Consider the following 25017-nt stretch of genomic DNA (forward strand, 5'->3'; position numbering starts at 1 on the left):
ATCGAAGCCGAGCCCCAGATAATGTCCGGCGTCCGCTAAACTAGCCCGGCCGCGGGCATGACGGCGCAACAGGCGGCGGGAGAAAGTCCAAGATGGTCTCTGCAGCGGAACAACTGGCAGCCAATCTCAATTTCGGCGCGTTTGCCAAGGCCGACGAACTGAAGAAGCGCATCTGGTTCACCCTGGGTGCGCTGCTCGTTTATCGGCTCGGGACCTACATCCCGCTGCCGGGCATCGATCCCAACATCTGGGAGCAGGTGTTCCGCTCCCAGGCGGGCGGCATCCTCGGCATGTTCAACATGTTCGCCGGCGGCGGCATCCACCGCATGGCGATCTTCGCGCTGAACATCATGCCGTACATCTCGGCCTCGATCATCATCCAGCTCCTGACCACCGTCTCGCCGCAGCTCGAGGCGCTGAAGAAGGAAGGCGAGGCCGGCCGCAAGACGCTCAACCAGTACACCCGCTACCTGACCGTCATCCTGGCTGCGTTCCAGTCCTATGGCATCGCGGTGGGTCTCGAAGGCGCCGGCAACGTGGTCAGCGACCCCGGCATGTTCTTCCGCCTGTCCACGGCGATTACCCTGACCGGCGGCACCATGTTCCTGATGTGGCTGGGCGAGCAGATCACCTCGCGCGGCATCGGCAATGGCATTTCGCTGATCATTCTCGCCGGCATCGTCGCCGAGCTGCCCGCGGCGCTCGCCAACATGCTCGAGCTCGGCCGTCAGGGCGCGATGTCGACCGGGCTGATCCTGGTCGTCATCGTCATGGCTGTCGCCGTGATCGGCTTCATCGTGTTCATGGAGCGCGCCCAGCGCCGGCTCCTGATCCAGTATCCGAAGCGCCAGGTCGGTAACAAGATGTTCGAGGGCCAGTCCTCGCATCTGCCTCTCAAGCTCAACACCTCGGGCGTGATCCCCCCGATCTTCGCATCCTCGCTGCTCTTGCTGCCGACCACGGTTGCGAATTTCAACGCGGGCAGCGGGCCGGAATGGTTCCAGTGGATCACCACCCAGCTCGGCCATGGCCGTCCGCTGTTCCTGATCCTGTATCTCGCGCTGATCGTGTTCTTCGCCTTCTTCTACACCGCGATCGTGTTCAACCCGACCGAGACCGCGGACAATCTGAAGAAACATGGCGGCTTCATTCCGGGCATCCGTCCCGGCGAGCGCACCGCCGAATATATCGATTACGTGCTGTCGCGCATCACCGTGCTCGGCGCGATCTATCTCGTCATCGTCTGCTTGATCCCGGAGATCCTGATCTCCTACGCCTCGGTGCCGTTCTACTTCGGCGGCACCTCGCTGCTGATCGTGGTCAGTGTCACCATGGATACGGTGGCGCAGGTGCAGGGCTATCTGCTGGCCCATCAGTACGAAGGCCTGATCCGCAAGTCCAAGCTGCGCGGTCGCCGCCGCTAACCGCGGCCTCGCCTGAAGGCGGCGCTACTGCGCCGCCGATTCGCCGCGCGAAGAGCGCACGGTGCGACCGGATGCGACCAGCGAGCCACCCGGTTGCATCGGCAGAGCAGCTCCTACTGCGACGCAATCACTGGTTTCCAAGGCCTTCTTGGCGTCCGGGCGTTCGCTCCCCTATGATATGGGTAGCGGTGCGCAGCCGATTGTGGTTTGCACTGTCCTTGATCTTCAAACGCAGGTGCGCGACGTATCGCTCACCAATCCGGGGGGGCGTACGCCGATGAGAATTATACTTCTGGGACCGCCGGGGTCGGGCAAGGGGACCCAGGCGCAGCTCTTGGTGCGGCGCTATGGCATCATCCAGCTCTCGACCGGCGAGATGCTGCGTGCCGCGGTTGCGGCCGGGACGCCTGTCGGGCTGAAAGCCAAGGAGATCATGGCCAGCGGTGGCCTCGTGCCCGACGATGTCGTGGTGGGAATCATCTCCGACCGCATCGACCAGCCAGACGCCAAGAACGGTTTCATCCTCGATGGTTTCCCGCGCACCGTGCCGCAGGCCGAGGCGCTGGACGAGCTGCTCAAGCGCAAGCATCTCAAGCTCGACGCCGTGATCGAGCTCCGTGTCAATGAGAGCGCGCTGCTGAGCCGCGTCGAAACTCGCGTTGCCCAGATGCGGGAGCGCGGCGAGGAGGTCCGGCTCGACGACACCCCGGAGGTCCTGACCAAACGGCTTGCCAGCTACCGCAGCCAGACGGAACCACTGATTCACTACTATTCCGAGCGTCGGAAGCTCTCGACCATCGACGGCATGATGGCCATCGACGAGGTCACCCGCGCCATCCACCGCCAGCTCCTGGCGCTGGGCGCGGTCGAGCCCAAGACGCATGCCCGAAGCGCAGCCAAGTCGGGACCGGCCAAAAAGACCAAGACGGCGAAGAAATCGGCCAAAAAGTCGCCGAAGGCAGGCAAAAAGGCCACCAGAGCGGCTAAAACCGTCAAAAAGTCGGTCAAAAAGGCCGGGAAGGCCAAGAAGGCGACCACGAAAACGGTCAAAATGGCAGCCCAAAGGACGGCCAAGAAGGCCGTCAAAAAAGGGGCCAAAAAGGCTGCAAAAAAGGTCACGAAAAAGCGAGCCAAGCGCTAGCAGCGGTTGACGAAAGCCCCCGGAATCCCCTAATAAGCCCCGCATCCAAGTCGGATAGTTTCAGACGATGCCGGGCCCCAGGAAGACCGGGGGTGGGCGTCGTGTTCGCGTTTGTGAACACCTGCCCGAGAGAGCAAGCACTTAAAGCCCGATTCCTGACGAGGGGTCGGCAACAGGAGAGAAGGCCGTGGCCCGTATTGCCGGCGTGAACATTCCCACCAACAAGCGCGTGCTGATCGCGCTCCAGTACATCCATGGCATCGGCCCGAAGATCGCCGGTGACATCATGGAGAAGGTGAAGATCCCCGAGGATCGTCGCGTCAATCAGCTCAGCGACGCCGAAGTGCTCCAGATCCGCGAAGTCATCGACCGTGACTATCTCGTCGAGGGCGACCTGCGTCGTGAGGTCGGCATCAACATCAAGCGTCTGATGGACCTCGGCTGCTATCGCGGCCTGCGTCATCGTCGCGGTCTGCCGGTGCGCGGTCAGCGCACCCACACCAATGCGCGTACGCGCAAGGGCCCGGCCAAGGCCATCGCCGGCAAGAAGAAGTAAGTTTTCGAATCCAGTCGCGGCGTGTGGCGGAAGGGGATGACCCGTTCGCCACGCGCTTTTCGTTCCACAGGTGTAGCCGCTGGCATTACGGCGGCGTTTGAGATCTTCAGGAAAGGGACTCAATGGGCAAGGAAGCCACCCGCGTTCGTCGTCGTGAGCGCAAGAACATCGCCTCCGGCGTCGCGCATGTGAACTCGTCGTTCAACAACACGACCATCACCATCACCGACGCGCAGGGCAACACGATTGCCTGGTCGTCGGCCGGTACGATGGGTTTCAAGGGCTCGCGCAAGTCGACGCCGTACGCCGCGCAGGTCGCCGCCGAGGACGTCTCCAAGAAGGCGCAGGAGCACGGCATGCGCACGCTGGAAGTCGAAGTCGCCGGCCCCGGTTCGGGCCGCGAGTCAGCGCTCCGCGCGCTCCAGGCCGCAGGCTTCACCGTCACCTCGATCCGCGACGTGACCACGATCCCGCACAACGGTTGCCGTCCCCGTAAGCGCCGGCGCGTTTGATACCAAGTTGCGGGCCCATCGGCGCCCGCAATGACTTTACTAAGAAGCCGCGGGAGTGACCCGCGGCCTTTCTCCAACGCCAGTATTTGAACGATCAAATTGACTGGCCTGTATGGGTGAAACAGTGACGATCCAGAAAAATTGGCAAGAACTGATTCGGCCGAACAAGCTCCAGGTCACGCCCGGCAGCGATCCCTCGCGTTTCGCGACCATCGTCGCCGAGCCGCTCGAGCGTGGTTTCGGCCAAACCCTCGGCAACGCGCTGCGCCGCATCCTGCTCTCCTCGCTCCAGGGCGCGGCGGTGCAGTCGGTGCACATCGACGGCGTGCTGCACGAGTTCTCCTCGATCGCGGGCGTCCGTGAGGACGTCACCGACATCGTGCTCAACATCAAGGACATCTCGATCAAGATGCAGGGCGAAGGCCCCAAGCGTATGGTCGTGAAGAAGCAGGGCCCGGGCGTCGTCACCGCCGGCGATATCCAGACCGTCGGCGATGTGGTCGTGCTTAACCCCGATCTGCAGATCTGCACCCTCGACGAGGGCGCCGAGATCCGCATGGAGTTCACGGTCTCGACCGGCAAGGGCTACGTGCCCGCCGAGCGCAACCGTCCCGAGGACGCGCCGATCGGCCTGATCCCGGTCGACAGCCTGTACTCGCCGGTCCGCAAGGTCTCCTACAAGGTCGAGAACACCCGCGAGGGCCAGATCCTCGACTACGACAAGCTGACGATGACGATCGAGACCAACGGCGCGATCACGCCGGATGATTCCGTGGCCTACGCCGCGCGCATCCTGCAGGACCAGCTCAACGTGTTCGTCAACTTCGAAGAGCCGCGCAAGGAAGTCGCCCAGGAGATCATCCCGGACCTCGCCTTCAACCCGGCCTTCCTCAAGAAGGTGGACGAGCTCGAGCTGTCGGTGCGTTCGGCCAACTGCCTGAAGAACGACAACATCGTCTACATCGGCGACCTCGTGCAGAAGAGCGAGGCGGAAATGCTCCGCACCCCGAACTTCGGCCGCAAGTCGCTGAACGAGATCAAGGAAGTGCTGGCCCAGATGGGTCTGCATCTCGGCATGGAAGTGCCGGGCTGGCCGCCGGAGAACATCGACGAGCTCGCCAAGCGCTTCGAGGATCACTACTGAGCATTCGTCGTTCCGGGGCGATGCGGAGCATCGAACCCGGAACTCGAGATTCCGGGTTCGGCTCTGCGAGCCGCCCCGGAATGACTGAGAGCATAGTCCCGGAAAAGTGCGAAGCGGTTTTCCGATAGGGATCATGCTCAACCAAGAAAGCGAAAGCGCGTCGCGCTTTCGCGGGCGAACGCAGGCAGCCCACCTGAGCAACATGTCCGACGAACCGTCGCGGCAGTTTTAACGTAAGGACTACACACATGCGTCACGGCAAGGTTCATCGGAAGCTCAACCGCACGGCCGAGCACCGCCGCGCGATGTTCGCCAACATGGCGGCCGCGCTGATCAAGCACGAGCAGATCGTCACCACGCTGCCCAAGGCCAAGGAGCTCCGCCCGATCGTCGAGAAGCTCGTCACCCTCGGCAAGAAGGGCGGCCTGTCGCTGCGCCGCCAGGCGATCGCGGAGCTGCGCGACGTCGACATGGTCAGGAAGCTCTTCGATACGCTCGCGACCCGCTACAAGGACCGCCAGGGCGGCTACACCCGCATCATCAAGGCCGGCTTCCGCTACGGCGACAACGCCGCGATGGCCGTGATCGAGTTCGTCGATCGCGACGTCGACGCCAAGGGCCAGGATTCCGGTCCGGTGCAGGAGAAGGCAGCCGAGGCGGCGTAAGCTGTTTCTGCAGATATGTACTGAAAACGGCGCCCTCGGGCGCCGTTTTTTGTTCCCGGAATTGTGCGGATCCGCAGGACTATTCCTCCTTGATCCCCGCCTTTTGCGCGATGTCCTTCATTTCGGCGGTCTCCTTGCCGATGGCTGCCGCCCAATCGCTGTAGCGCGTGAAGCCCGGCTCGAAGCCGACCTTGGTGAAGCGCTCGGTCACGGACGGGCTGTTGATCGTCTCCTCCAGGGCTGCCGACAGCTTGTCGTGAACGGCCGGCGGCAGGCCCTTGGGAGTGACGACGGCGCCCCATGACGCGAAGTCGATATTGCCATAGCCGAGCTCGGCGAGCGTTGGTACGTCGGGCAGGAACGGCGTGCGTTTGGCCGAGAACACGGCGAGCACCTTGACCGTGCCGGCGTCGATCTGTGGCTTGACCGCGATGACAGTGTCGACGTGATACTGGATGTGTTTTCCGATCAGGTCGTTCATCGCCGGCGCGCTGCCCTTGTAGGGCAGGTGGACCATCTTGATTCCGGCGGCCGATTTGAACAGCTCGCCGGCAAAATGTGACACGGTCGCGACGCCGAACGATGCCAGCGACAGCTTGTCGGGATTGGCCTTCGCTTCGGTAACCAGCGCAGCCACGTCCTTGATCGGGTTGTCCTTGTAGGTGACCAGCACCAGCGTGATCTTGCCGACCTGGCCGAGCGGCTCGAAATCCTTGGCCGCGTCGTAAGGCACGCTTTCCTTCACGGCGGCCGGCAGCGTGAAGCTCGAGTTCGAGCTGAAGAACAGGGTATATCCATCAGGCGCCGAGCGCGCGACTTCCTTCGCCGCGATCGTGGTGCCGCCGCCGGGACGGTTCATGATGATCACGGGCTTGCCGAGCCGCGTCTCCAGCTCGCCGCCGATGATGCGCGCGACCACGTCCGAGGCGCCGCCCGGCGGGAAGGGGACGATCAATTGCAACGACTTTTCCGGATAGACCGCCTGAGCCGGTGCGGGCGCATTGCCAGCAATCAAACCGGCCACCCCGAGCACAACCGTTAAAGCCGTTCTTTTCATCGCGTTGCTTCCGTTTCCATGTGAGCAGGAGAATCTCGGAATGGCCAAGCAACAATCGTTCCAGCAGCGATGCGCGGCGTCCAAGGGGCGCAGGAAGAGCGCGGGCCCTCACTGCTTGGTGAGCACCGATTGCATCCCGATCCGCCGCGTCCGATATCCCCGTCATCGATCTGATGGAGATAGTGCATGAACATCGACCTTTCCGGAAAAACAGCGCTGGTGACCGGCTCGACCGCCGGCATCGGCCATGCCATCGCCAAGGGCCTTGCCGCCTCGGGTGCGAGCGTCGTCATCAACGGGCGCGGCCAGGACAAGGTCGATGCAGCCGTACGCAAGCTGGAAGCGACGGGCGCCAAGATCCGCGGCATCGCCGCGGACGTCTCCACTGCTGCGGGGTGCCAGGCGCTGGTGGCCGCTCTGCCCGAGGTCGACATCCTCATCAACAACGCGGGCATCTTCGAGCCGAAGGAATTTTTCGACATCCCCGACGAGGACTGGAGCCGCTTCTTCGAGGTCAACGTGATGAGCGGCGTGCGGCTGTCGCGGGCTTACATGAAGGGCATGCTCAAGCGCAACTGGGGCCGCATCGTCTTCATCTCTTCCGAGTCCGGCCTCAACATTCCCGTCGAGATGATCCACTACGGCATGACCAAGACGGCCCAGCTTTCAGTTGCGCGCGGCCTCGCGCAGCTCACTCGCGGCACCGGCGTCACCGTCAACTCCGTGCTGCCGGGCCCGACCATGTCCGAAGGCGTCGAGACATTCGTGAAGGACCTCGCGAAGCAAAACGGGCAGTCCGTGGACGAGGCCGCGGCCAATTTCGTCAAACAGCATCGTCCGAGCTCTCTGATCCAGCGTTTTGCCAGCGTCGACGAGATCGCCAACATGGTTGTCTATGTCGCGTCCAAGGAAGCGTCCGCAACCAACGGCGCAGCGCTGCGCGCCGAGGGCGGCATCGTCAACACGATCGCCTGAGGTGGCGCATGGCGGCCTATGTGATTTCCGAAGTCGAGATGCGCGACCCCGACGGATTCGAGGCCTATCGCGCGCTCGCCGCCAAGACCATCGCGCAGTACGGCGGACGTTATCTCGTCCGCGGCGCGAGGGCCGAGCTTGCCGAAGGCAACCTGCCGCCGAAGGCCATCGTCATCGTCGAATTCGCCTCGATGACGAGGTTGAAGGAATGGTACACCTCGCCGGAATATGCCGAGGCGCTGAAGCTGCGGCGGACGGCGCTGGAGCGGCGTCTGATGTTCGTCGAGGGTGTGCCGCCGGCGTGAGAACTTTCTCGCGCAATGAAGCGTTGCTATGCTCGCCCGGTAGCCCAACCGGGAGAAGAGAATGCTTCAGTCGCGATTTAAGCTTTTCGGTTTTTTTCTTGCCCTGACGATCCTGTGGCCGCTTTCGCCCTCGCGTGCAGACCAACCGTTTCAGCGGCTCCTGCCGCTCCTGATCGATCTTGCCGGATGGGAAGGCGGCAAGGCGGACGGCATGTCGATGCAGATGTCGGAGGCCAGCATGACCACCGCGACGCGCGACTACACGCGCGGCTCAGCGCGAGTCCAGGCCGCAATCATGGTTGGGCAGGCGGCCACCGGCGCGCTGGCGCCGATCCAGAGCGGAATGAATATCCAGACGCCTGACGGTCACGTCATGTCGGCAACCATGCATGGCATGCAGGTGCTCAAGAACTATAACACCCCGCAGAAATCCGGCACGCTCATCGTGGCGCTCGGCAAGGACGCATTGTTCAATTTCTCCTTCGACGGCCTCAGTGAGGAGGAAGGGCTGGCGCTCGCTGAAAAATTCGACTGGAAGGCGCTCCAGACCGCAGCCCAGGCAAAGTAGGAGAGGGCGGGGCCAGCCACCTTGTAGAGACAGGTTCGTAGCTGGGTAGCCGGGCAGATGCGCGAGGTGCATCTGCTCGGCGTGTGTTTCCGCGGAAGCAGAAGAGGCGGGTTACGCCAGGCGAGCTGCGCTTTGCGCGTTCGCATGGCTAACTCATCACTCGGCGTAGCCCACCACTGCCCTACGAGGTCTTCGCCTACCACCCCTCCAGCACGATCTTGCCGCGTGACTTGCCGCTCTCGAGCAGCGCGTGCGCGCGCTTGAGGTTGGCGGCGTTGATGGTGCCAAAGGTCTGGTCGAGCGTGGTGCGCAACACGCCCTTGTCGATGAGGTCGGCGACATCGTTGAGCAGATGATGCTGCGCGATCATGTCGGGCGTCTGGAACGAGGAGCGCGTGAACATCGATTCCCAGTGCACCGAGATCGCCTTGCCCTTGAACGTGCTCATGGTGAACTCGGGCGGATCGTCGATCAGGCCGAACCGTCCCTGCGGCGCCATCAAATCGGCGATCGCCTTATAGTGCTGATCGGTGAAGGTGAGGCTTGCGACCAGCGCGACCGGCGGCAGCTTGAGCTTCTCAATCTGCTCCTTCATCGGTTTGCCGTGGTCGATCACTGCATGGGCGCCGAGATCGAGGCACCATTTTTGCGATTCAGGCCGCGTTGCGGTGGCGAGCACGGTCAATCCGGTGAGGCGGCGCGCGAGCTGGATCAGGATCGAGCCGACGCCGCCGGCTCCGCCCGTGATCAAGAGCGTGCGCGGATCGACGCTTTTGCCGGGCACGGCGCCGAGACGGTCGAACAGCAATTCCCACGCTGTGATGGAGGTGAGGGGAAGGGCTGCTGCCTGCGCGAACGAGAGCGACTTCGGCTTGTTGCCGACGATGCGCTCGTCGACCAGGTGGAACTCGGCGTTGGTGCCCTGGCGCAGGATCGAGCCGGCATAAAACACCTCGTCACCCGGCTTGAAGAACGTCACGTCGGGGCCGACGGCATCGACCACGCCGGCCGCGTCATAGCCGAGGATCTTCGTCTCGCCCTCGGGCGGGGCGGCGCGCTTGCGCACCTTGTAATCCACCGGATTGGCCGAGATCGCCTTCACGGCGACGCGAATGTCGCGCCCCTTGGGCTCAGGCTTTGCGGTCTCGAAATCGATCAGTGAATCCGCGTCCTCGATCGGAAGCGATTTCTTGTAGCCGACGGCCTTCATGGCTTGTCTCCATCAGATGGCGTGTTCGCCCGCCGCTCTAACTGTCGCCCTGGCCTCAATTTGGCAAGTACTGTAAATTTGGGGATATAGTCCCTGTTTGGATACTATTGGGAAATCACGCATGAAACGGCGCAATTTTGCTCGTCGTCCCGGCTGCTCCGTCGAGGCGACTCTGGACCTGATCGACGGCAAGTGGAAGGGCGTAATCCTCTATCACCTGCAGAGCGGAACCCAGCGCTTCGGTGAATTGCGCCGCCGGATGCCCGGCATCACCCAGCGCATGCTGACAAAACAGCTTCGCGCGCTGGAGGAGGACAATCTCGTCATCCGCAAGGTCTATGCCGAGGTGCCGCCGCGCGTGGAGTATTGCCTGTCGGAGCTGGGTGAGAGCCTCAAGCCTGTCATCGACATCCTGAAGGCCTGGGGCGAGAGCCATCAGGAGCGGCTGTCCTGCGCGCCGCCGCCGCCGGTCGTGAAGAAGAAGCGCGCGGCGTAACTGGTTGAACGGCGCCGTCGTTCTTCACCTCTCCCCAGCGGGGAGAGGTCGAATTGCGAAGCAATTCGGGTGAGGGGGTACCGTCGTCTCCGATGCGACGTAACCCCTCACCTGCGCCTTCGGCGCGACTTCTCCCAATGGGAGAGGTGTAGAGTCTCAGAACGCGAACTGCGTGCGCATCGCCACCGCGTCGAACTTCGAGCCGACATCGGCGGTCGAGAGCGGCGAGGCCTGTCGCGACACCGTTCCGTGCAAATAGTCGAGCATGAAGCGCACATTGCCGTTGACGTACCAGTTGAGCGCGAGCGTGTAGACGGTCTGCCGGCCGCCGGCGACGCCGGTCGCGGTTCCCAACTGATTGTTGAGGTCGACCGTCGAGAAGCGTCCCGCGATCTCCCATGCACCCCAGCCGCCACCGTCGAGCGAGAACGGATGCGCCGGCTTGACGCCGTTATAGGCCGCGTTCGCCGCATTGTAGGTCCGGCCTTCGCCCGTCAGCACGTAGCCGGCCTGCGCATAGCCGCCCTGGAATTTCAGGCTCGGTGCGCCGACGAGAGGCACACCGGTGTTGGCGGTGCGATCCACATTGTACCAGAAATACTCGCCCTGGACGATGAACGGCCCGTAGGTCGCCGCCGCCTCGACGCTGTAGACCTGGGCGCCTGAGGCATTGGCGATGGCGCCGGTGGAGATCAGCGTGGTCGGGTCGAGACGCAACTCCGGACGATCGCTGAGCGTGACCGTCTGGGTGTTGGCGATCAAGTTACGCGGCGGTTGGATCAGCCATTGCGCGTCGGCGCCGATATGGACCGAATAGTCCTTGCCGCTAACGGGATTGCCGGCGACACGCGCCACGGCGCCATATTGCTCGCTCGTGCCCGCGGGGGCAGCGCTCGAGGCGGAATGGATCGCACCGGTCGATGGTCCCGTGACATAGCCGCCGATCCAGAGCTGATCGTTGAACCAGCGCGCACCGGCTGCGGAGCGGAAGTCGCCGGCGGCGATATTGGTCGCGATCACGCCGGGCGAGGCGCGCTCCATGAACATGATGTCGTTGGAGCTCGTGGCCTCGTCCAGGGTGTAGGGCAGGTCCATGATGCCTGCCTCGATCGCCATCCGTCCGCCGAACGGCTTCAGGCCCGTGTAGCTGAGATAGGCGTTCTCGACGCCGGAGACGCCGCCGCCCGGCAGCGATCCCGGCGCGGCGCCGCCGAATCCGTCGGAGGAGCCGCCGAAGTCGTAGATCAGCGCAAAATTCCAGTCATTGAGGAATTTGCCGGTGACGCCGATGCGTGCGCGGCGGACGTTCTCGCCGCTGTCGAGCTTTTGCGGCACGGTAGCTGCCGTGTTTGGACGGTAGTCGTAGCCGCCGACATCCCAGTGCACGCGGCTGGTGATGGCAACGCAGTTGGCCTCATCGGCGGTGCAGATGGTCGGCCGGTTGTTCGGCATCGTCACCACGACCCCTGACGGATGCGCCGGTCCCTTGAGCGGGATTGCCGCGTTGGCGTTGGCGACGACCGCCTTCGCCTCGGAACGTGCTTCGGCCTTCGCCTCGGCCCTGGCCTTCGCTGTCGCGGCGGTGTTTGCCGCGGTCTGGCTTTGTAGCTTGTCGAGCTTCTGCTCCAGCAGCTTCAGCTGCTGCTTCAGCAGCGCAATTTCCTGCTCGCTGCTGCTTGCCGATTGGGCCTGGGCCTGCGAGGCCGCCAGCACGCCGGCGAGACCAATCGCCGTGGCTGCAATTCTTGTCCTGCTCACGTTACGCCTCCATCGTTTGACGAACTTCCCCAAGTCACTTGCCAAGTCACTTCCCAAGTCATTTCCCAAGTCACTTCCCAAGTCACTTCCCAAGTCACTTCCCAAGTCACTTCCCAAGTCACTTCCCAAGTCGCGAACGGAGAGCCTAGGTGTGATCGATGACTGCCCCGCGACGCTGCGCCCGGTTGCGTGGGTTCCCACTGGTGTTAATTCGCTGCAACCGAATCCGCTTCTCACCACAATGCTGGATGATGCGCATCATGCCAATGGACAGTCTGGCCAAATTGCCGATTCGCACACTGGGCTTGCAGGCCGGACACACCGGAAAAAGGGGGCGAATATTGCCGTCCGGCGCCCTTCTATTGAGGGGCGAACGCGCCTATATTCCGGCGTCTTTTCCAAGAGGTAGGAATGTTTCGATCGACCTGGACTGCCGCCGTCACCGCATTGTGCATGGCCTTTTCGGCCCATTTCAATCCGGCCTCAGCGCAGGACCGCCGCGTCCCGTCGTCCCCGGCCGAGCTGCGGCTGTCCTATGCGCCGATCGTGCAGCGGGTGCAGCCGGCGGTCGTCAACGTCTATGCCGCCAAGGTGGTGCAGAACCGCAATCCGCTGCTGGACGACCCGATCTTTCGCCGCTTCTTCGGCGTGCCGGGCCAGCAGCCCGAGCAGATGCAGCGCTCGCTCGGTTCCGGCGTGATCGTCGATGCCTCCGGCCTCGTCGTCACCAACGTGCACGTCATCGAGGGCGCGGACCAGGTCAAGGTGTCGCTGTCGGACAAGCGCGAGTTCGAGGCCGAGATCCTGCTCAAGGATTCCCGCACCGATCTCGCCGTGCTGCGCCTGAAGGACACCAAGGAGAAATTCCCGACCCTCGACTTCACCAATTCCGACGAATTGCTCGTCGGCGACGTCGTGCTCGCGATCGGCAATCCTTTCGGCGTCGGGCAGACCGTGACCCACGGCATCATCTCGGCGCTCGCGCGCACGCAGGTCGGCATCACCGACTACCAGTTCTTCATCCAGACCGATGCGCCGATCAATCCCGGCAATTCCGGCGGCGCCCTGGTCGACATGAGCGGCAGGCTCGCCGGCATCAACACGGCGATCTATTCGCGCTCCGGCGGCTCGCAAGGCATCGGCTTTGCGATTCCCGCCAACATGGTGCGCGTCGTCGTCGCCTCCGCCAAGAGCGGCGGCAAAGCGGTGAAGCGGCCATGGCTCGGGGCAAAATTGCAAGCGGTGACACCGGAGATCGCCGAAAGCCTCGGCCTGCGCTCGCCGACCGGTGCACTGGTCGCAAGCGTGGTGCCGAATGGCCCCGCGGCGAAGGCCGGCTTGAAGTCCTCCGACCTCATCACCGGGATCGACGGCCAGACCGTGGACGATCCCAACGCTTTCGACTACCGCTTCGCCACCCGTCCGCTCGGTGGCACCGCGCAAATCGACGTGCAGCGCGGCAGCAAGCCGGTCAAGCTGACCGTGGCGTTGGAGACCGCACCCGACACCGGGCGCAACGAGCTCGTCATCACCGCGCGGTCGCCGTTCCAGGGCGCGAAGATTGCGACCATCACGCCGGCGGTCGCTGACGAGCTGCATCTGGATGCCGACACCGAAGGCGTGGTGATCACCGATATCGGCGGCGATACCGCGGCCGCAAGTGTCGGCTTCCAGAAGGGTGACATCATCCTCGCCGTCAACAACCAGAAGATCGGCAGGACCGGCGACCTCGAGAAGGCCGCAGGCGAGCGGCCGCGGCTCTGGCGCATCACGCTGGTGCGCGGCGGCCAGCAGATCAACGTCACGCTGGGCGGATGAGTCCGAAGCGACCACAGCAGACGCCGACTCTCTTTGCCGCGGCAGGGCTCGACCACGAGGCTCCGCATCCGCTGCCGGACCGGCTACGTCCGCGCACATTGTCGGAGGTCGTCGGCCAGGACCACATCCTCGGCCCCGACGGTGCGCTGACGCGCATGCTGGAGACGCGCACGCTCGGCTCGCTGATCTTCTGGGGCCCGCCGGGTACCGGTAAGACCACGGTGGCGCGGCTGCTGGCGGACGCGACGGATTTGCATTTCGAGCAGATTTCGGCGGTGTTCTCCGGCGTCGCCGATTTGAAGAAGGCCTTCGATGCCGCGCGCGCCCGCCGCGAGATGGGCAAGGGCACGCTGCTCTTCGTCGACGAGGTGCATCGCTTCAACCGCGCCCAGCAGGATTCGTTCTTGCCCGTGATGGAAGACGGCACCGTCGTCTTGGTCGGCGCCACCACCGAGAATCCATCCTTCGAACTCAACGCGGCGCTTCTGTCCCGTGCACGCGTGCTGGTGTTTCGCTCGCTCGATGCTGCTGCGATCGAAAAATTGTTCGCGCATGCTGAAGCGGTCGAGGGCAAGAAGCTGCCGCTCGATGCCGAGGCGCGTGCGGTGCTGGTGCGGATGGCTGACGGCGATGGCCGCGCCTCGCTGACGCTTGCCGAAGAGGTCTGGCGTTCGGCGCGAGCGGACGAGATTTTCAATGCCGCGCAGTTGCAGGAGATCCTGCAGCGCCGTGCGCCGATCTACGACAAGTCGGCCGACGGCCATTACAACCTGATTTCGGCACTGCATAAGTCGGTGCGCGGCTCCGATCCCGACGCCGCGTTGTATTATCTTGCGCGCATGCTGGATGCCGGCGAGGATCCGCTGTTCCTGGCCCGCCGCGTCGTGCGCATGGCGGTCGAGGACATCGGACTTGCAGATCCGCAGGCGCTCGTCATCGCCAATGCCGCCAAGGACGCCTTCGACTTTCTCGGCCATCCCGAAGGCGAGCTCGCGATTGCGCAGGCTGTCGTCTACCTCGCCACCGCGCCGAAATCGAACGCCGTCTACACCGCTTTCGGCACCGCGATGCAAGTTGCCAAGCAGGCCGGCTCGCTGCTGCCGCCAAAGCACATCCTCAATTCCCCGACCAAGCTGATGAAGTCGGAAGGTTACGGCACCGGTTACGAATACGACCACGACGCCCCGGATGCCTTCTCAGGCCAGGACTACTTCCCGGAAGCCCTTGGCCGCCAGACCTTCTACGACCCGCCCGAGCGCGGCTTCGAGCGCGAGATCCGCAAGCGGCTGGATTACTGGGCCAAGCTGCGCAAGGAGCGGGGCGGCTCGCGCTAGAGGCGACCATTTCGTCGTGACGAAAGGCCGCTTTTAGGCTAGGCAGGCAATCATGAGCCGCCGCATCAAAAGAATGAATCCAAGGCCCCGTTCGCGTGACGAGCGTGAGGACGCGCGTCCGCATCAGACGCGCGGCGCGAAGAAGGTGGGGTCGCGTCCGGGCGGCAAGCCCGGCAGCAAGCCACCCCGCTTTGCGGGCGAGCACGCCGAGCGGCGTACGCCCAAAGTTATGTTGGAAAAAGCTGCGCCGGCAAAACCGGTCGAAGCATTGCTGCCGACCAAGGTGCAGACCGTCACCGTGACGGCGGACGAGAACAACATGCGCGTCGATCGCTTCCTCGAAGCGCGCTTTCCCGGCCTGTCGTTCTCCCACATCCAACGCGTCGTCCGCAAAGGCGAGCTGCGCGTCGACGGCAAGCGCGTCGACAGCAAGGACCGTCTGGAGGAGGGACAGAGCGTCCGCATTCCTCCGTTGAAGCTCGACGCGCCGAAGGTGGTCGGCGAGCTTTCGGAAGCTGCGCAGAAGACGCTCAAGGCGCTGAAGGAGATGACGATCTGGGAGGACGACGACGTCCTCGTCCTGAACAAGCCTGCCGGCCTTGCGGTGCAGGGCGGCTCGGGCATGACACGCCACATCGACCAGATGCTGGAGGTGATGCGCGACGCCAAGGGCCAGAAGCCGCGCCTCGTGCACCGCATCGACCGGGAGACGTCGGGCTGTCTCCTGATCGCCAAGACGCGCTTTGCCGCCTCGCATCTGACCGGCGCGTTCCGCTCGCGCTCGGCGCGAAAGGTCTATTGGGCTCTGGTGCCCGGTCTGCCCAAGCCCAAGCAGGGCCGCATCTCGACCTTCCTGGCGAAAGAGGAGGGCGAGGAGGACACCATCATGCGCATCGCCCAGCATGGCGATGAAGGCGCAAGCCACGCGGTGACCTATTATGCGGTGGTCGAGACCGCCGGCAACAAGCTGACCTGGGTCTCGTTGAAGCCGGTGACGGGCCGCACCCACCAGCTGCGCGCCCACATGGCTCATATCGGCCATCCCATCGTTGGCGATCCCAAATATTTCAATATCGAGAACTGGCAGCTGCCGGGCGGTTTGCAAAACCGGCTGCATCTCTTGGCGCGGCGCATCGTCATTCCGCATCCGCGCGGCGGCGTGATCGACGCCACCGCGCCGTTGCCGCCACACATGCAGCAGTCGTGGAACCTGCTCGGGCTTGACGCAGCCAGATTTGATCCGATCGAAAACGCGCCTGAAGAATAGCTGAGTTGAACGGGAGCGGTCGCAGCACAACATATGGCCCATGAAACGGCTCTCGATCTGTCTCATGGCTTCGATCGCGCTGCTCATGGGGCATGGGGCTCAGGCACAATATGTGTTGCCGGCCCCCTCGCAGGTCGTTCCGCCGCCTTCGTCGCCACCGCCGCCGAAGATCGAGGCGCCGAAGGTTCCGCGGCTCGATGCGCCGCCGAGTTACAACGATCGGCCGCTTCCGCGTAATTCGTTCAGCGATCGCGTCTCGAAGTGCCTCGACGACGCTGCAGCCGCAGGACTGGGCCCGGCCGATCGCGGCACTTATGCGCGCAGTTGCGCGAACTAGCAGCTCCATCGTCATCGTGGCGAAGCCACGACGGCACTGGTAACTTGGTTGACGACAAGGGATCGAAACACCGACATGCGCGAATTGTTCGATGAAGCTGCGGGGCAATCCCCGACCGATCCGCGCGAGGCGGCACGCCAATCGGCACGTCCGCCGCAGCGCAAGCGCTTCTACCAGGAGGCGGGCGTGAGCGAGGCCGAGGGCGGGTATGTCGTTGTGCTCGACGGCAAGCCGATCCGCACGCCGTCCGGTCGTCAGGTGGTGATCCCTTCGCGCGAGCTCGCGGATGTAGTCGCCGCCGAATGGGCAGCCCAGGGCGAGACGATCGATCCCCTGGCCATGCCGCTGACGCGGATAGCCAACAGTGTGGTGGAGGGAGTCGTCGACCGCGTCGAGCTCGTCAGCGCCGACCTCGCAAAATATTTCGAGTCTGACCTGCTGTTCTATCGTGCCGGCCATCCCGAGGGACTGGTCGCCCGCGAGGCCGCGCACTGGGATCCCGTGCTGTTCTGGGCCGCGGAGACGCTGGGCGCGCATTTCATCCTGTCCGAGGGCATCATGCATGTGAAGCAGCCGGAGGAGGCCGTTCGGGCCGCACGCGCCGCGCTGCCGCAGGATGCCTGGTCGGTCGCCGCGCTCCACGTGGTGACCACCCTGACCGGCTCGGCGCTGCTGGCGCTGGCGCTCGCCCATGGCGCGCGGGACGCCGGCCAGGTCTGGGCCGCCGCCCATGTCGATGAGGACTGGAACGCCGAGCAATGGGGCGTGGACGAGGAAGCAGCTGAACGTCGGGCCGTCCGCCTCAGGGATTTCGAGGCGGCCGTGGCGGTGCTGGCGGCCGTAAGACCGCCCACAGGTCCTTAACGAGAGGTTTACGACGCAGCGTTAGGGTAGCCGGCGCTCCCCAAGGCTCTTGAAATGCCGACGCCGGTCACCTCCATCGTTCCCGTCAGCGCCGCAAGCCCCTTGGCTGACGCGGCGACACCTGATCTTGTCATTCAAGCCGGCAGTGTCGTCGATGCCAGGGTGGTCAGCGTCCTCGCCGATAATCTGGTGCGGATCGCGATCGCAAATCTATCGCTCGAGGTGATGTCGGAAGTCGCGCTGTCGCCCGGGCAGAATCTCCAGCTGGCGGTGTCGCAGCAGGACGGTACCATCCGCCTCGCCATCGTGGGCGGGGCAGGCGAGGCGTCCGCCGACCTGGTCACGCTGACGCCGCGTGCGGCCTCGCTGGTGGAGAGCCCGCCGCTTGCGCCATCGGCTGGCGCAGCACGCAGCACGCTGACGCCTTCGGAGCAGGTCGCCGTCACGGTGGCTTCGGCCGAGGCCGTCACCAGGCAGGGCAGCCAGGCGCCGCTGTTTGCCAATCTGGCCTCCGTCGTCACCGGCAGTCATCTGCCCCCGGGGTTGAAGCAGGCGGTGCTGGACGTGCTGGCGCAGCAGACGCCGCTCGACACCGGCCTCGGTGGCGGCGATATCGAATCGGCCTTCCAGAAATCAGGGCTTTTCCTGGAGGCTTCGCTCGCCGCGGGCGCGACGCCGTCGTCTGGCACAATGCCCGATTTGAAAGCGGCGCTGCTGGTGCTGCGCCAGGCACTGGCCACGATTGAGACCGCGGTGCCGCCGACGCAGGGCACCTTGGTTCCGACTGGCGCCGCGGGGACACCGCAGGCCGGCGCCGCACCGGCGGCAGCAGGTGAGCCGGCGCAGGCCGCATCGCCAGCAACCGAACTCGCCCAACAGCCGCAAGTGCCGCGCAGCGCCAATCCCGCGGCTGCCGTGCTCGCCGACATCGCAGGTGGCGTTTCGCAGGCGGCGACACGGACCATGTCCGCAGGTCTTGCCGCGAGCCTTCTGCAAGAGGTTGCGCAAAACCTGCCGCGCCTGACCGGCAACGCGCCGGGAGCCAACAAGGCCGTGCCGGATGGCGATATCCTCGAGGCCGCACACGCGCCGCCGCCGCCATTCCGCGGTGCATTGCCCGCGCCGCAGTCCATCGCCGCGCCATCGCTCGCGCCGGATACGCCGCTCGCTGCCATCGTGCATCGCCTGCTCGACGATACCGATGCCGCGATCGCGCGGCAGACGCTGTTGCAAGTTGCCTCGCTTCCCGATCGCACCGATGCCAGCGGGCATCGCATCGATCCGGCCGTGCCGCAGTGGAATTTCGAGATTCCCTTCGCAACCCCGCAGGGCACCGCGATGGCGCAGTTCGAGATCTCGCGCGATGGGGGCAACGAGCCCGCCGATCCCGCCAAGCGCGCCTGGCGCGCGCGCTTTTCGCTTAATGTCGAGCCGGCGGGGCCCGTGCATGCGCTGATCACGCTGAACGGCGACAAGACCTTCGTGCGGATGTGGGCGGAGCGGCCGGCAACGGCGCAGCAGCTCCGTGCGGGCGTCGGTGAGCTCAGCCGGGCATTGACGAGGGCCGAGCTCAACCCCGGTGATATCGTGGTCCGCGACGGCGCGCCGCCGCAACCGGCGCCGGCCCGCGCCGGCCACTTCCTGGATCGAGCGACATGAGCGATCCATCCAGGCTCGCGATCGCGCTGCATTACGAGAAGGGTTCTGGCGCGCCTGTCGTCGTCGCCAAGGGCAGGGGCACGATCGGCGAAAAGATCGTCGAGATCGCCAAAGCGCACGACATCCCGATCGAGGAGAACGAAATTCTGGCCGGCGCGCTGTCCAAGGTCGAGCTCGGTGAGGAGATTCCGCCGGATCTCTACAAAGCCGTCGCCGAGGTGCTGGTGTTCGTGCTGCGGCTGTCGGGCCGGGGACGCTAGCACGCTGTCATCGTTTGACCAGATATCGGCGGCATTGTAGCCGTCCCTTTCATGGCTCAATGGACACCGCCCTTGCTCACCCGCCGCTCCACCCTCGGCCTCCTCGCCGCAACCGCGATCCTGCCGCTACCTGCGCGCGCTCATGTCGCGCCGCCGCGCAACGAAATCCGCGACACACTTGCAAGACGCTTCACCGATCTCGGTACGTCAGGCACCTTCGTCGGCTACAAGGTCGAGGACTATCTGATCGTCGCCAGCGACAAGGAGCGCTCGGGCGAGGGCAAGTTGCCGGCCTCGACCTTCAAGATTCCGAACTCGCTGATCGCGCTGGAGACCGGTGTCGTCGCCGATCCCGACAAGGACGTATTTCCCTGGGACGGCGTCAAGCGTCCGATCGAGGCCTGGAACAAGGATCACACGCTGCGCAGCGCGATCGCGGTCAGCGCGGTGCCGGTCTATCAGGAGATCGCGCGCCGCATCGGCCAGGAGCGTATGCAAAAATATATCGACGAGTTCGACTACGGCAATCGCGACATCGGCGGCGGCATCGACCAGTTCTGGCTCACGGGTGCTCTGCGCATCGATCCGGTTGAACAGATCGATTTCGTCGATCGGCTGCGCCGCCGTGCGCTGCCGATCAGCAAGCGCAGCCAGGATCTCGTCGCCGACATCCTGCCGGTGACCAAGGTCGGCGACAGCGTCATCCGCGCCAAGTCCGGATTGCTGGGGGCCGAGCGCGGTGAGCCGTCATTGGGCTGGATGGTCGGCTGGGCCGAGAAGGGCGAGGCGCACACCGTATTCGCGCTCAACATGGATTGCCGCGAGCAGCGGCTCATCGCCGAGCGAATGCCGCTGACGCAGGCGTGTCTCGCCGAGATTGGCGCGATCTAGCGCCGATTGAGCGCCAACGAAACTCCCGTGACATTGGTGCCCTGTGGGCGGATCGAGATGCTCTGGCGGCTTCCCCGCGTCGTCAGCGACAGATTGGCCGAAAAGTTGTTGCCGCGCGCGGCTGCGTCGACATGGTCTCCGACCGCGCGCCCCGAGATCGTGCCGGATGCGTTGCGCGTGGCTTCGCTCCATGAGCCGGAAATGGCGCCGCCGCGATATTCGACATCGCCCGTGAGATCGAAATTGTAGCTTTCGCTGGCGCATCTCAGATTGAGCCGAAGCTCGGTGCCGCTTGCGGCGACGTTGTAGGCTGCGCGGCAGCGCAGGCGCTCTTGCCCGCCATCGGTCGTGCTCAGCGTGCCGCCGCCCGACCATGTGCCGGCCATGGCGACAAACGGAGATGCCGCAGCCTGGGCTGCATCAGCCCTACAAGGAAGGCACAGCGCCGTCATGAGTAGGCCTGCCCGCGCAATACCATATCCTGTCATTTGCGGATCTCCATCGTAGGGATTTGACCGTTCCAACGCGCGAACCGGACAACGGTTCTTGGAGGTCCGCCGGTTTCGCCGAGGCTGCCGGGTTGGCCTCGCGACCGGGAAAGGGGACAATGATGCCTGGGCGGACTTCCTGATGAGATCTTTTGCCCTGCGGGAACGTGCTGGCTCCTCATGGTGAGGGGCCCGCGCGCATCCGCCTCAGGCCGAGTCGGCCGTCTTCTTCGCCGTCAGCGCCTGGTCGATCGCAAATCCGCCGATCTCGCTCATCGCCTGCGAGATGACATCGCCTCTGCCGGCAAAGCCGTTCGAGAGGTAATCGAATTGCGTGCGCGCCTGCCGCAGCACTTCGATCGGCACGGAGACGACGGTGTCGTTGAAGCCGTCGACGGAGGCGCGCAGCGCCTCCAGCTCGGCGGTGAGCCTGCGGATATGGCTTTCCGCATCCTGCATCAGACAGAGCAGCTTGCCGCGCTCGTCATCGAATGCGGTGCGCTCGGCGGCGGCAGCGCTGGTCACCTCCGTGAGCTGCGTCCGCATCGTCTCGATCTGCCCGATCATGGCATCGGAGGCGAGCTCGGCGGCCTCATGCAGCTCCGCATGGCGTCTGCTTTCTTGCTGCGCCTCGTGAAACAGCCGCTCCGCCGACATTTCCCGCTGTGACAGCGATTGGATCAGGCTCGCTGCGCGCAGCAGCTTCTCGCCGTTGCGCCCTGACACCATGCTGGCCATTCTCCGCAGGAAGTCGATGGTTTCGGACGCGCTGTTCGGCGGCAGGGGGACGACCGTCGCGGACATGTGTGAATGCCAAAAGGGGCCAGTCGGGCGCGATGACCGCCGCCGTACCGACTGAGCTCACGCTACATTCGGCGCCTGTCCGCGAGTTGCAGCAAGCCTGAATCGGCTGATCCGGTCAACGGAAAGCCGTGGCAAAATTGCCGTCCCGTCCGCCGCCAAGACCGAGAGGTCAGGTCCTGTCCTGCCGTCCGATCCGCCCGAGATGGGTGAAGCCGAAGCCGGCCGAATATTTCAGGCCATAGCCCAGCGCCCGGTCGATGCCGATATGGGCGAGCCAGATCAAGGCGATGGACAAGGTGAGGGGCGAGGCAAGGCCGAAGCCCAGCGTCATCAGCGTAACCGGCGCCATGTAGCTGTGGGCAGCGTTGTAGACGATCGCGCCGAACCTCGCGTCCGACAGGTAGGCGAGGAAGCACAAGTCCGGCGCCAGGAAGAGCAGCAGGTAGAGCATCCAGGAGCCGCCCCAGGCGGCGTAGAGCAGGGTCATGCCTGCAAACAGCGTCAGCCCCTCCAGCCGCAAGAGCAGCCTGACGCCGCCGGTCGCCGTGCCGGTCTCGGCTACGCCCTCATCCATGGTCCGCCTCTTCGTGCCAAAACTCTGTAATTCCTTGCGCTTTCCCGCTACGGCAGGGCAGCCCTGCGACCGCGAAAGCGGCTTTCCGGCCCGCAAAATGCCGTGTTAGAACCCCGCATCACTTAAGACCTGGCGGGAGCAAATGAAACACATTCTGGACGCCCTTGAAGATCGTCGTGCCGGCGCCAAGCTCGGCGGCGGGGAGAAGCGCATCGAGGCGCAGCACGCCCGCGGCAAGCTGACGGCGCGCGAGCGCATCGAGCTTTTGCTCGACAAGGGATCGTTCGAGGAGTTCGACATGTTCGTCGAGCACCGCTCCACCGAGTTCGGCATGGAGAAGACCAAGGTGCCGGGCGATGGCGTCGTCACCGGCTGGGGCACCGTCAACGGCCGCAAGACCTTCGTCTTCGCCAAGGACTTTACCGTGTTCGGCGGCTCGCTGTCCGAGACCCACGCGCTGAAGATCACGAAGCTCCAGGACATGGCGATGAAGGCGAGGGCGCCCATCATCGGCCTCTATGACGCCGGCGGCGCCCGCATCCAGGAAGGCGTTGCCGCGCTCGCCGGCTATTCCTACGTGTTCCGCCGCAACGTGCTGGCCTCGGGCGTGATCCCGCAGATCTCCGTCATCATGGGCCCCTGCGCCGGCGGCGACGTCTATTCGCCGGCGATGACCGACTTCATCTTCATGGTGAAGAACACCTCTTACATGTTCGTCACCGGCCCCGACGTGGTGAAGACCGTGACCAATGAGGTCGTCACCGCCGAAGAGCTCGGCGGCGCCTCGGTGCACGCCACGCGCTCCTCGATCGCGGACGGCGCCTTCGAGAATGACGTCGAGACGCTGCTGCAGATGCGGCGCCTGATCGATTTCCTGCCGTCCAACAACACCGACGGCGTGCCGGAATGGCCGAGCTTCGACTCCATCGAGCGGGTCGACATGTCCTTGGACACGCTGATTCCCGATAATCCGAACAAGCCTTACGACATGAAGGAGCTGATCCTGAAGGTCGTGGACGAGGGCGATTTCTTCGAGATCGCGGAAGCCTTCGCCAAGAACATCGTCACCGGCTTCGGCCGCATTGCGGGGCGCACCGTCGGCTTCGTCGCCAACCAGCCGATGGTGCTGGCCGGCGTGCTCGACAGCGACGCCTCGCGGAAAGCCGCGCGCTTCGTCCGCTTCTGCGATGCCTTCAACATCCCGATCGTCACCTTCGTCGACGTGCCGGGCTTCCTGCCGGGCACGAGCCAAGAATATGGCGGCCTGATCAAGCATGGCGCCAAGCTCTTGTTCGCGTACTCGCAGTGCACCGTGCCGCTGGTCACCATCATCACCCGCAAGGCCTATGGCGGCGCCTTCGACGTCATGGCCTCCAAGGAGATCGGCGCCGACATGAACTACGCCTGGCCGACCGCCCAGATCGCGGTGATGGGCGCCAAGGGCGCGGTCGAGATCATCTTTCGCAGCGACCTCGGCGATCCCGACAAGATTGCCGCAAGAACCAAGGAATACGAGGACCGCTTCCTGTCGCCGTTCATCGCGGCCGAGCGCGGCTACATCGACGACGTCATCATGCCGCACTCGACGAGGAAGCGGATCGCAAGGGCATTGGCGATGCTGAAGGACAAGAAAACGGAAATGCCGGCGAAGAAGCACGACAATTTGCCGTTGTGAGGAGGTCACAGGCGCTTTTATGTACAAAACCGCATGGTGCCTCGAATGGACGGTTGGGGGCAAGCTGCCTGGCTGAGAATGACCTAGCGACGACGCTCCATCCGCAATCGAGCTCCTAATCTTGAAATCCAATGACCGAAGACGATCTGACCGATGAAATTTCACAGATCGAAGATCGGATCGAGGCGCTCGCCGAGATCGCCGACCGGTGCCGCAAATACATCCTGGCGTCCAAGATTGCCATCGGTGGCGGGGCGGCGCTGCTGCTCGTTACGATCCTCGGCCTGTTTGGCTTCGGTCAGACCGCGGCGCTCGGCTCGATCGCGTTGGTTCTTGGTGGGATCGTCTCGCTCGGCTCGAACATCAGCACGTTGCGGCAGACGGAAGACGCCATCGGTGCCGCCGAGGCGCGGCGTTCGGCGTTGATCGGCAGCATCGATCTTCGTGTGGTCGCCGATACGCCGCTCAAGCTGGTGTGAGGCGCCTTCACGAGCCTCGCGCCTTATCCGCCGCCGCGAAATGAGCGATCTGGTCGGCGCGCGCCTTGACGAACGCCGGCCGCGCCGTGGCGCGCGTCACGTAGGCGCGGCAGGCTGGGCTGTTCGCCAGTCCCTCAAAGCGATCGACCACCCGGAGCACGTCTGCCATCAGGATGTCGGCGATGGAGAAGGGGCCCGCCAGCCATTCGCGGGCAGCCAGCACCGGCTCGAGGTGCTTGAGGCGGAGCTTTAAGAAGTCGTCTACGAACTTCACGGCAGGCGAACCGTCGTCAATGCCCATGAATTTGTACATGGTCCAGGGCAGGCTGGGCATCTCCACTGAATTGAGCGCCGCGAACACCCACTTCGTCGCCTCGTTGCGGCCGCGCGGATCTGCTGGCAGCAACGTCTCGCTGAGTTCGCCGAGATGCAGCAGGATCGCGCCACTCTCGAAGATCGAGAGGTCGCCGTCGGTCAGCCACGGTACCTGGCCGAAGGGCTGGTGCGAAAGATGCGCCGCGCCGCGATCGCCGAACGGCACGCTGGCGACGCGATAGGGCAGGGCGGCTTCTTCCAGTGCCCAGCGCACGCGGAGGTCGCGCACGAAACCCCTGGGCATCTCGGGAACCCAGTCGAAGGTGGTCAGCGTGAGGTCGGCCATGCCGCATCTCCATGTCGTAGTTCGAAGCAAGGTCGTACGAAGAACACGCGTTCCGACATGGGCGCCAGCTTTTTTTGTACCCGGCGGCCGAAGCG

27 protein-coding genes are annotated in these 25017 nt (G+C 64.4%); 20 read left to right on the forward strand and 7 right to left on the reverse strand.

Going from position 1 to position 25017, the window contains the following annotated elements:
* The first annotated feature begins 92 nt into the window (after positions 1 to 92).
* The 6 genes from secY (at position 93) to rplQ (ending at position 5442) form a co-directional block, all read left to right on the forward strand.
* Entirely contained in the window at positions 93 to 1424 is a 1332-nt protein-coding gene (secY, locus tag BRAD3257_RS16625) for a preprotein translocase subunit SecY (protein WP_122402704.1), read from the forward strand.
* A gap of 277 nt (positions 1425 to 1701) precedes the next feature.
* Positions 1702 to 2565, forward strand: coding sequence for an adenylate kinase (locus BRAD3257_RS16630; protein ID WP_122402705.1), 864 nt, complete (start codon positions 1702 to 1704; stop codon positions 2563 to 2565).
* Between the two features lie 187 nt (positions 2566 to 2752).
* On the forward strand, positions 2753 to 3121 hold the full coding sequence (gene rpsM, locus BRAD3257_RS16635) for a 30S ribosomal protein S13 (protein ID WP_027574068.1): 369 nt from the start codon (positions 2753 to 2755) through the stop codon (positions 3119 to 3121).
* A gap of 122 nt (positions 3122 to 3243) precedes the next feature.
* A complete protein-coding gene (rpsK, locus tag BRAD3257_RS16640) occupies positions 3244 to 3633 on the forward strand; it encodes a 30S ribosomal protein S11 (protein ID WP_007603045.1) in 390 nt (129 codons plus the stop codon).
* 112 nt (positions 3634 to 3745) lie between these two features.
* Positions 3746 to 4777 carry a DNA-directed RNA polymerase subunit alpha gene (locus tag BRAD3257_RS16645; RefSeq protein ID WP_029674561.1) on the forward strand — a complete coding sequence of 344 codons (1032 nt, stop codon included), beginning with the start codon at positions 3746 to 3748 and terminating at the stop codon, positions 4775 to 4777.
* 248 nt (positions 4778 to 5025) lie between these two features.
* Positions 5026 to 5442, forward strand: coding sequence for a 50S ribosomal protein L17 (gene rplQ, locus BRAD3257_RS16650; RefSeq protein WP_122402706.1), 417 nt, complete (start codon positions 5026 to 5028; stop codon positions 5440 to 5442).
* A gap of 79 nt (positions 5443 to 5521) precedes the next feature.
* On the opposite strand, the gene BRAD3257_RS16655 is transcribed toward rplQ, so the two are convergent.
* A complete protein-coding gene (locus BRAD3257_RS16655) occupies positions 5522 to 6403 on the reverse strand; it encodes a Bug family tripartite tricarboxylate transporter substrate binding protein (RefSeq protein WP_244607969.1) in 882 nt (293 codons plus the stop codon).
* 282 nt (positions 6404 to 6685) lie between these two features.
* Between BRAD3257_RS16655 and BRAD3257_RS16660 the strand changes: the two genes are divergently transcribed.
* The 3 genes from BRAD3257_RS16660 to BRAD3257_RS16670 all read left to right on the forward strand — a co-directional run bounded on the left by BRAD3257_RS16660 (position 6686) and on the right by BRAD3257_RS16670 (position 8347).
* The gene (locus tag BRAD3257_RS16660) at positions 6686 to 7474 is read left to right on the forward strand and encodes an SDR family NAD(P)-dependent oxidoreductase (RefSeq protein WP_122402708.1); all 789 of its coding nucleotides are present in this window, start codon (positions 6686 to 6688) and stop codon (positions 7472 to 7474) included.
* Between the two features lie 8 nt (positions 7475 to 7482).
* Positions 7483 to 7779 (forward strand): DUF1330 domain-containing protein, encoded by a 297-nt coding sequence (locus BRAD3257_RS16665; RefSeq protein WP_122402709.1) that lies wholly within the window; start codon positions 7483 to 7485, stop codon positions 7777 to 7779.
* 61 nt (positions 7780 to 7840) lie between these two features.
* Positions 7841 to 8347, forward strand: coding sequence for a hypothetical protein (locus BRAD3257_RS16670; protein ID WP_244607970.1), 507 nt, complete (start codon positions 7841 to 7843; stop codon positions 8345 to 8347).
* 196 nt (positions 8348 to 8543) lie between these two features.
* On the opposite strand, the gene BRAD3257_RS16675 is transcribed toward BRAD3257_RS16670, so the two are convergent.
* A complete protein-coding gene (locus tag BRAD3257_RS16675) occupies positions 8544 to 9557 on the reverse strand; it encodes a zinc-binding alcohol dehydrogenase family protein (RefSeq protein WP_122402710.1) in 1014 nt (337 codons plus the stop codon).
* Positions 9558 to 9678: 121 nt separating this feature from the next.
* On the opposite strand from BRAD3257_RS16675, the gene BRAD3257_RS16680 reads away from it, so the two are divergent.
* Positions 9679 to 10053: a winged helix-turn-helix transcriptional regulator gene (locus BRAD3257_RS16680; RefSeq protein ID WP_122402711.1), complete on the forward strand. Its 375-nt coding sequence runs from the start codon at positions 9679 to 9681 to the stop codon at positions 10051 to 10053.
* 156 nt (positions 10054 to 10209) lie between these two features.
* Here the strand turns inward: BRAD3257_RS16680 and BRAD3257_RS16685 are convergent, their stop codons facing one another.
* Entirely contained in the window at positions 10210 to 11811 is a 1602-nt protein-coding gene (locus BRAD3257_RS16685; protein ID WP_122402712.1) for an OprO/OprP family phosphate-selective porin, read from the reverse strand.
* Between the two features lie 411 nt (positions 11812 to 12222).
* On the opposite strand from BRAD3257_RS16685, the gene BRAD3257_RS16690 reads away from it, so the two are divergent.
* The 8 genes from BRAD3257_RS16690 to blaOXA all read left to right on the forward strand — a co-directional run bounded on the left by BRAD3257_RS16690 (position 12223) and on the right by blaOXA (position 20241).
* Positions 12223 to 13629: a DegQ family serine endoprotease gene (locus BRAD3257_RS16690; protein WP_162500231.1), complete on the forward strand. Its 1407-nt coding sequence runs from the start codon at positions 12223 to 12225 to the stop codon at positions 13627 to 13629.
* Positions 13626 to 14963, forward strand: coding sequence for a replication-associated recombination protein A (locus BRAD3257_RS16695; RefSeq protein WP_122402713.1), 1338 nt, complete (start codon positions 13626 to 13628; stop codon positions 14961 to 14963). The genes BRAD3257_RS16690 and BRAD3257_RS16695 overlap by 4 nt, the downstream gene beginning before the upstream one ends.
* Before the next feature lie 52 nt (positions 14964 to 15015).
* The gene (locus BRAD3257_RS16700) at positions 15016 to 16230 is read left to right on the forward strand and encodes an RluA family pseudouridine synthase (RefSeq protein ID WP_122402714.1); all 1215 of its coding nucleotides are present in this window, start codon (positions 15016 to 15018) and stop codon (positions 16228 to 16230) included.
* A gap of 64 nt (positions 16231 to 16294) precedes the next feature.
* On the forward strand, positions 16295 to 16567 hold the full coding sequence (locus BRAD3257_RS16705; protein WP_244607971.1) for a hypothetical protein: 273 nt from the start codon (positions 16295 to 16297) through the stop codon (positions 16565 to 16567).
* A 75-nt stretch (positions 16568 to 16642) separates the two neighbouring features.
* Complete coding sequence (locus BRAD3257_RS16710) at positions 16643 to 17431, forward strand: ATP12 family chaperone protein (protein ID WP_122402716.1); 789 nt, start codon at positions 16643 to 16645, stop codon at positions 17429 to 17431.
* Positions 17432 to 17485: 54 nt separating this feature from the next.
* Complete coding sequence (gene fliK / locus BRAD3257_RS16720) at positions 17486 to 19090, forward strand: flagellar hook-length control protein FliK (RefSeq protein ID WP_162500232.1); 1605 nt, start codon at positions 17486 to 17488, stop codon at positions 19088 to 19090.
* Complete coding sequence (locus BRAD3257_RS16725) at positions 19087 to 19350, forward strand: EscU/YscU/HrcU family type III secretion system export apparatus switch protein (RefSeq protein WP_122402717.1); 264 nt, start codon at positions 19087 to 19089, stop codon at positions 19348 to 19350. The genes fliK and BRAD3257_RS16725 overlap by 4 nt, the downstream gene beginning before the upstream one ends.
* 51 nt (positions 19351 to 19401) lie before the next feature.
* Positions 19402 to 20241: a class D beta-lactamase gene (blaOXA, locus tag BRAD3257_RS16730; RefSeq protein ID WP_376707289.1), complete on the forward strand. Its 840-nt coding sequence runs from the start codon at positions 19402 to 19404 to the stop codon at positions 20239 to 20241.
* On the opposite strand, the gene BRAD3257_RS16735 is transcribed toward blaOXA, so the two are convergent.
* From BRAD3257_RS16735 to BRAD3257_RS16745, 3 genes are all read right to left on the reverse strand, one after another.
* A complete protein-coding gene (locus BRAD3257_RS16735; protein ID WP_122402718.1) occupies positions 20238 to 20729 on the reverse strand; it encodes a hypothetical protein in 492 nt (163 codons plus the stop codon). The two genes, blaOXA and BRAD3257_RS16735, sit on opposite strands and share 4 nt — an antisense overlap.
* A gap of 207 nt (positions 20730 to 20936) precedes the next feature.
* Positions 20937 to 21533 carry a hypothetical protein gene (locus tag BRAD3257_RS16740; protein ID WP_122402719.1) on the reverse strand — a complete coding sequence of 199 codons (597 nt, stop codon included), beginning with the start codon at positions 21531 to 21533 and terminating at the stop codon, positions 20937 to 20939.
* A gap of 169 nt (positions 21534 to 21702) precedes the next feature.
* Entirely contained in the window at positions 21703 to 22107 is a 405-nt protein-coding gene (locus tag BRAD3257_RS16745) for a DUF4260 domain-containing protein (protein ID WP_122402720.1), read from the reverse strand.
* A 142-nt stretch (positions 22108 to 22249) separates the two neighbouring features.
* Here BRAD3257_RS16745 and BRAD3257_RS16750 point away from each other — a divergent pair, with 142 nt between their 5' ends.
* Together BRAD3257_RS16750 and BRAD3257_RS16755 are read left to right on the forward strand one after the other, a co-directional pair.
* Positions 22250 to 23782 carry an acyl-CoA carboxylase subunit beta gene (locus BRAD3257_RS16750; protein ID WP_122402721.1) on the forward strand — a complete coding sequence of 511 codons (1533 nt, stop codon included), beginning with the start codon at positions 22250 to 22252 and terminating at the stop codon, positions 23780 to 23782.
* A 131-nt stretch (positions 23783 to 23913) separates the two neighbouring features.
* Positions 23914 to 24261 (forward strand): hypothetical protein, encoded by a 348-nt coding sequence (locus tag BRAD3257_RS16755; RefSeq protein ID WP_122402722.1) that lies wholly within the window; start codon positions 23914 to 23916, stop codon positions 24259 to 24261.
* Between the two features lie 7 nt (positions 24262 to 24268).
* Here the strand turns inward: BRAD3257_RS16755 and BRAD3257_RS16760 are convergent, their stop codons facing one another.
* Entirely contained in the window at positions 24269 to 24922 is a 654-nt protein-coding gene (locus BRAD3257_RS16760) for a glutathione S-transferase family protein (protein WP_122402723.1), read from the reverse strand.
* Positions 24923 to 25017: the final 95 nt, after the last annotated feature.

It is taken from the genome of Bradyrhizobium vignae (genome assembly GCF_900324035.1).
In the GTDB taxonomy this organism is placed as follows: Bacteria; Pseudomonadota; Alphaproteobacteria; order Rhizobiales; family Xanthobacteraceae; genus Bradyrhizobium; species Bradyrhizobium vignae.

Coding starts and splice junctions, on each gene's coding strand:
- BRAD3257_RS16680 (WP_122402711.1), top strand. CDS start 9,679: ATGAAACGGCGCAATTTTGCTCGTCGTCCCGGCTGCTCCGTCGAGGCG.
- BRAD3257_RS16745 (WP_122402720.1), bottom strand. CDS start 22,107: ATGGATGAGGGCGTAGCCGAGACCGGCACGGCGACCGGCGGCGTCAGG.
- blaOXA (WP_376707289.1), top strand. CDS start 19,402: ATGGCTCAATGGACACCGCCCTTGCTCACCCGCCGCTCCACCCTCGGC.
- BRAD3257_RS16675 (WP_122402710.1), bottom strand. CDS start 9,557: ATGAAGGCCGTCGGCTACAAGAAATCGCTTCCGATCGAGGACGCGGAT.
- rpsK (WP_007603045.1), top strand. CDS start 3,244: ATGGGCAAGGAAGCCACCCGCGTTCGTCGTCGTGAGCGCAAGAACATC.
- rplQ (WP_122402706.1), top strand. CDS start 5,026: ATGCGTCACGGCAAGGTTCATCGGAAGCTCAACCGCACGGCCGAGCAC.
- BRAD3257_RS16695 (WP_122402713.1), top strand. CDS start 13,626: ATGAGTCCGAAGCGACCACAGCAGACGCCGACTCTCTTTGCCGCGGCA.
- BRAD3257_RS16705 (WP_244607971.1), top strand. CDS start 16,295: ATGGCTTCGATCGCGCTGCTCATGGGGCATGGGGCTCAGGCACAATAT.
- BRAD3257_RS16760 (WP_122402723.1), bottom strand. CDS start 24,922: ATGGCCGACCTCACGCTGACCACCTTCGACTGGGTTCCCGAGATGCCC.
- BRAD3257_RS16670 (WP_244607970.1), top strand. CDS start 7,841: ATGCTTCAGTCGCGATTTAAGCTTTTCGGTTTTTTTCTTGCCCTGACG.
- BRAD3257_RS16740 (WP_122402719.1), bottom strand. CDS start 21,533: ATGTCCGCGACGGTCGTCCCCCTGCCGCCGAACAGCGCGTCCGAAACC.
- BRAD3257_RS16710 (WP_122402716.1), top strand. CDS start 16,643: ATGCGCGAATTGTTCGATGAAGCTGCGGGGCAATCCCCGACCGATCCG.
- BRAD3257_RS16665 (WP_122402709.1), top strand. CDS start 7,483: ATGGCGGCCTATGTGATTTCCGAAGTCGAGATGCGCGACCCCGACGGA.
- BRAD3257_RS16645 (WP_029674561.1), top strand. CDS start 3,746: ATGGGTGAAACAGTGACGATCCAGAAAAATTGGCAAGAACTGATTCGG.
- BRAD3257_RS16630 (WP_122402705.1), top strand. CDS start 1,702: ATGAGAATTATACTTCTGGGACCGCCGGGGTCGGGCAAGGGGACCCAG.
- secY (WP_122402704.1), top strand. CDS start 93: ATGGTCTCTGCAGCGGAACAACTGGCAGCCAATCTCAATTTCGGCGCG.
- BRAD3257_RS16725 (WP_122402717.1), top strand. CDS start 19,087: ATGAGCGATCCATCCAGGCTCGCGATCGCGCTGCATTACGAGAAGGGT.
- BRAD3257_RS16735 (WP_122402718.1), bottom strand. CDS start 20,729: ATGACAGGATATGGTATTGCGCGGGCAGGCCTACTCATGACGGCGCTG.
- fliK (WP_162500232.1), top strand. CDS start 17,486: ATGCCGACGCCGGTCACCTCCATCGTTCCCGTCAGCGCCGCAAGCCCC.
- BRAD3257_RS16660 (WP_122402708.1), top strand. CDS start 6,686: ATGAACATCGACCTTTCCGGAAAAACAGCGCTGGTGACCGGCTCGACC.
- BRAD3257_RS16750 (WP_122402721.1), top strand. CDS start 22,250: ATGAAACACATTCTGGACGCCCTTGAAGATCGTCGTGCCGGCGCCAAG.
- BRAD3257_RS16755 (WP_122402722.1), top strand. CDS start 23,914: ATGACCGAAGACGATCTGACCGATGAAATTTCACAGATCGAAGATCGG.
- BRAD3257_RS16690 (WP_162500231.1), top strand. CDS start 12,223: ATGTTTCGATCGACCTGGACTGCCGCCGTCACCGCATTGTGCATGGCC.
- BRAD3257_RS16700 (WP_122402714.1), top strand. CDS start 15,016: ATGAGCCGCCGCATCAAAAGAATGAATCCAAGGCCCCGTTCGCGTGAC.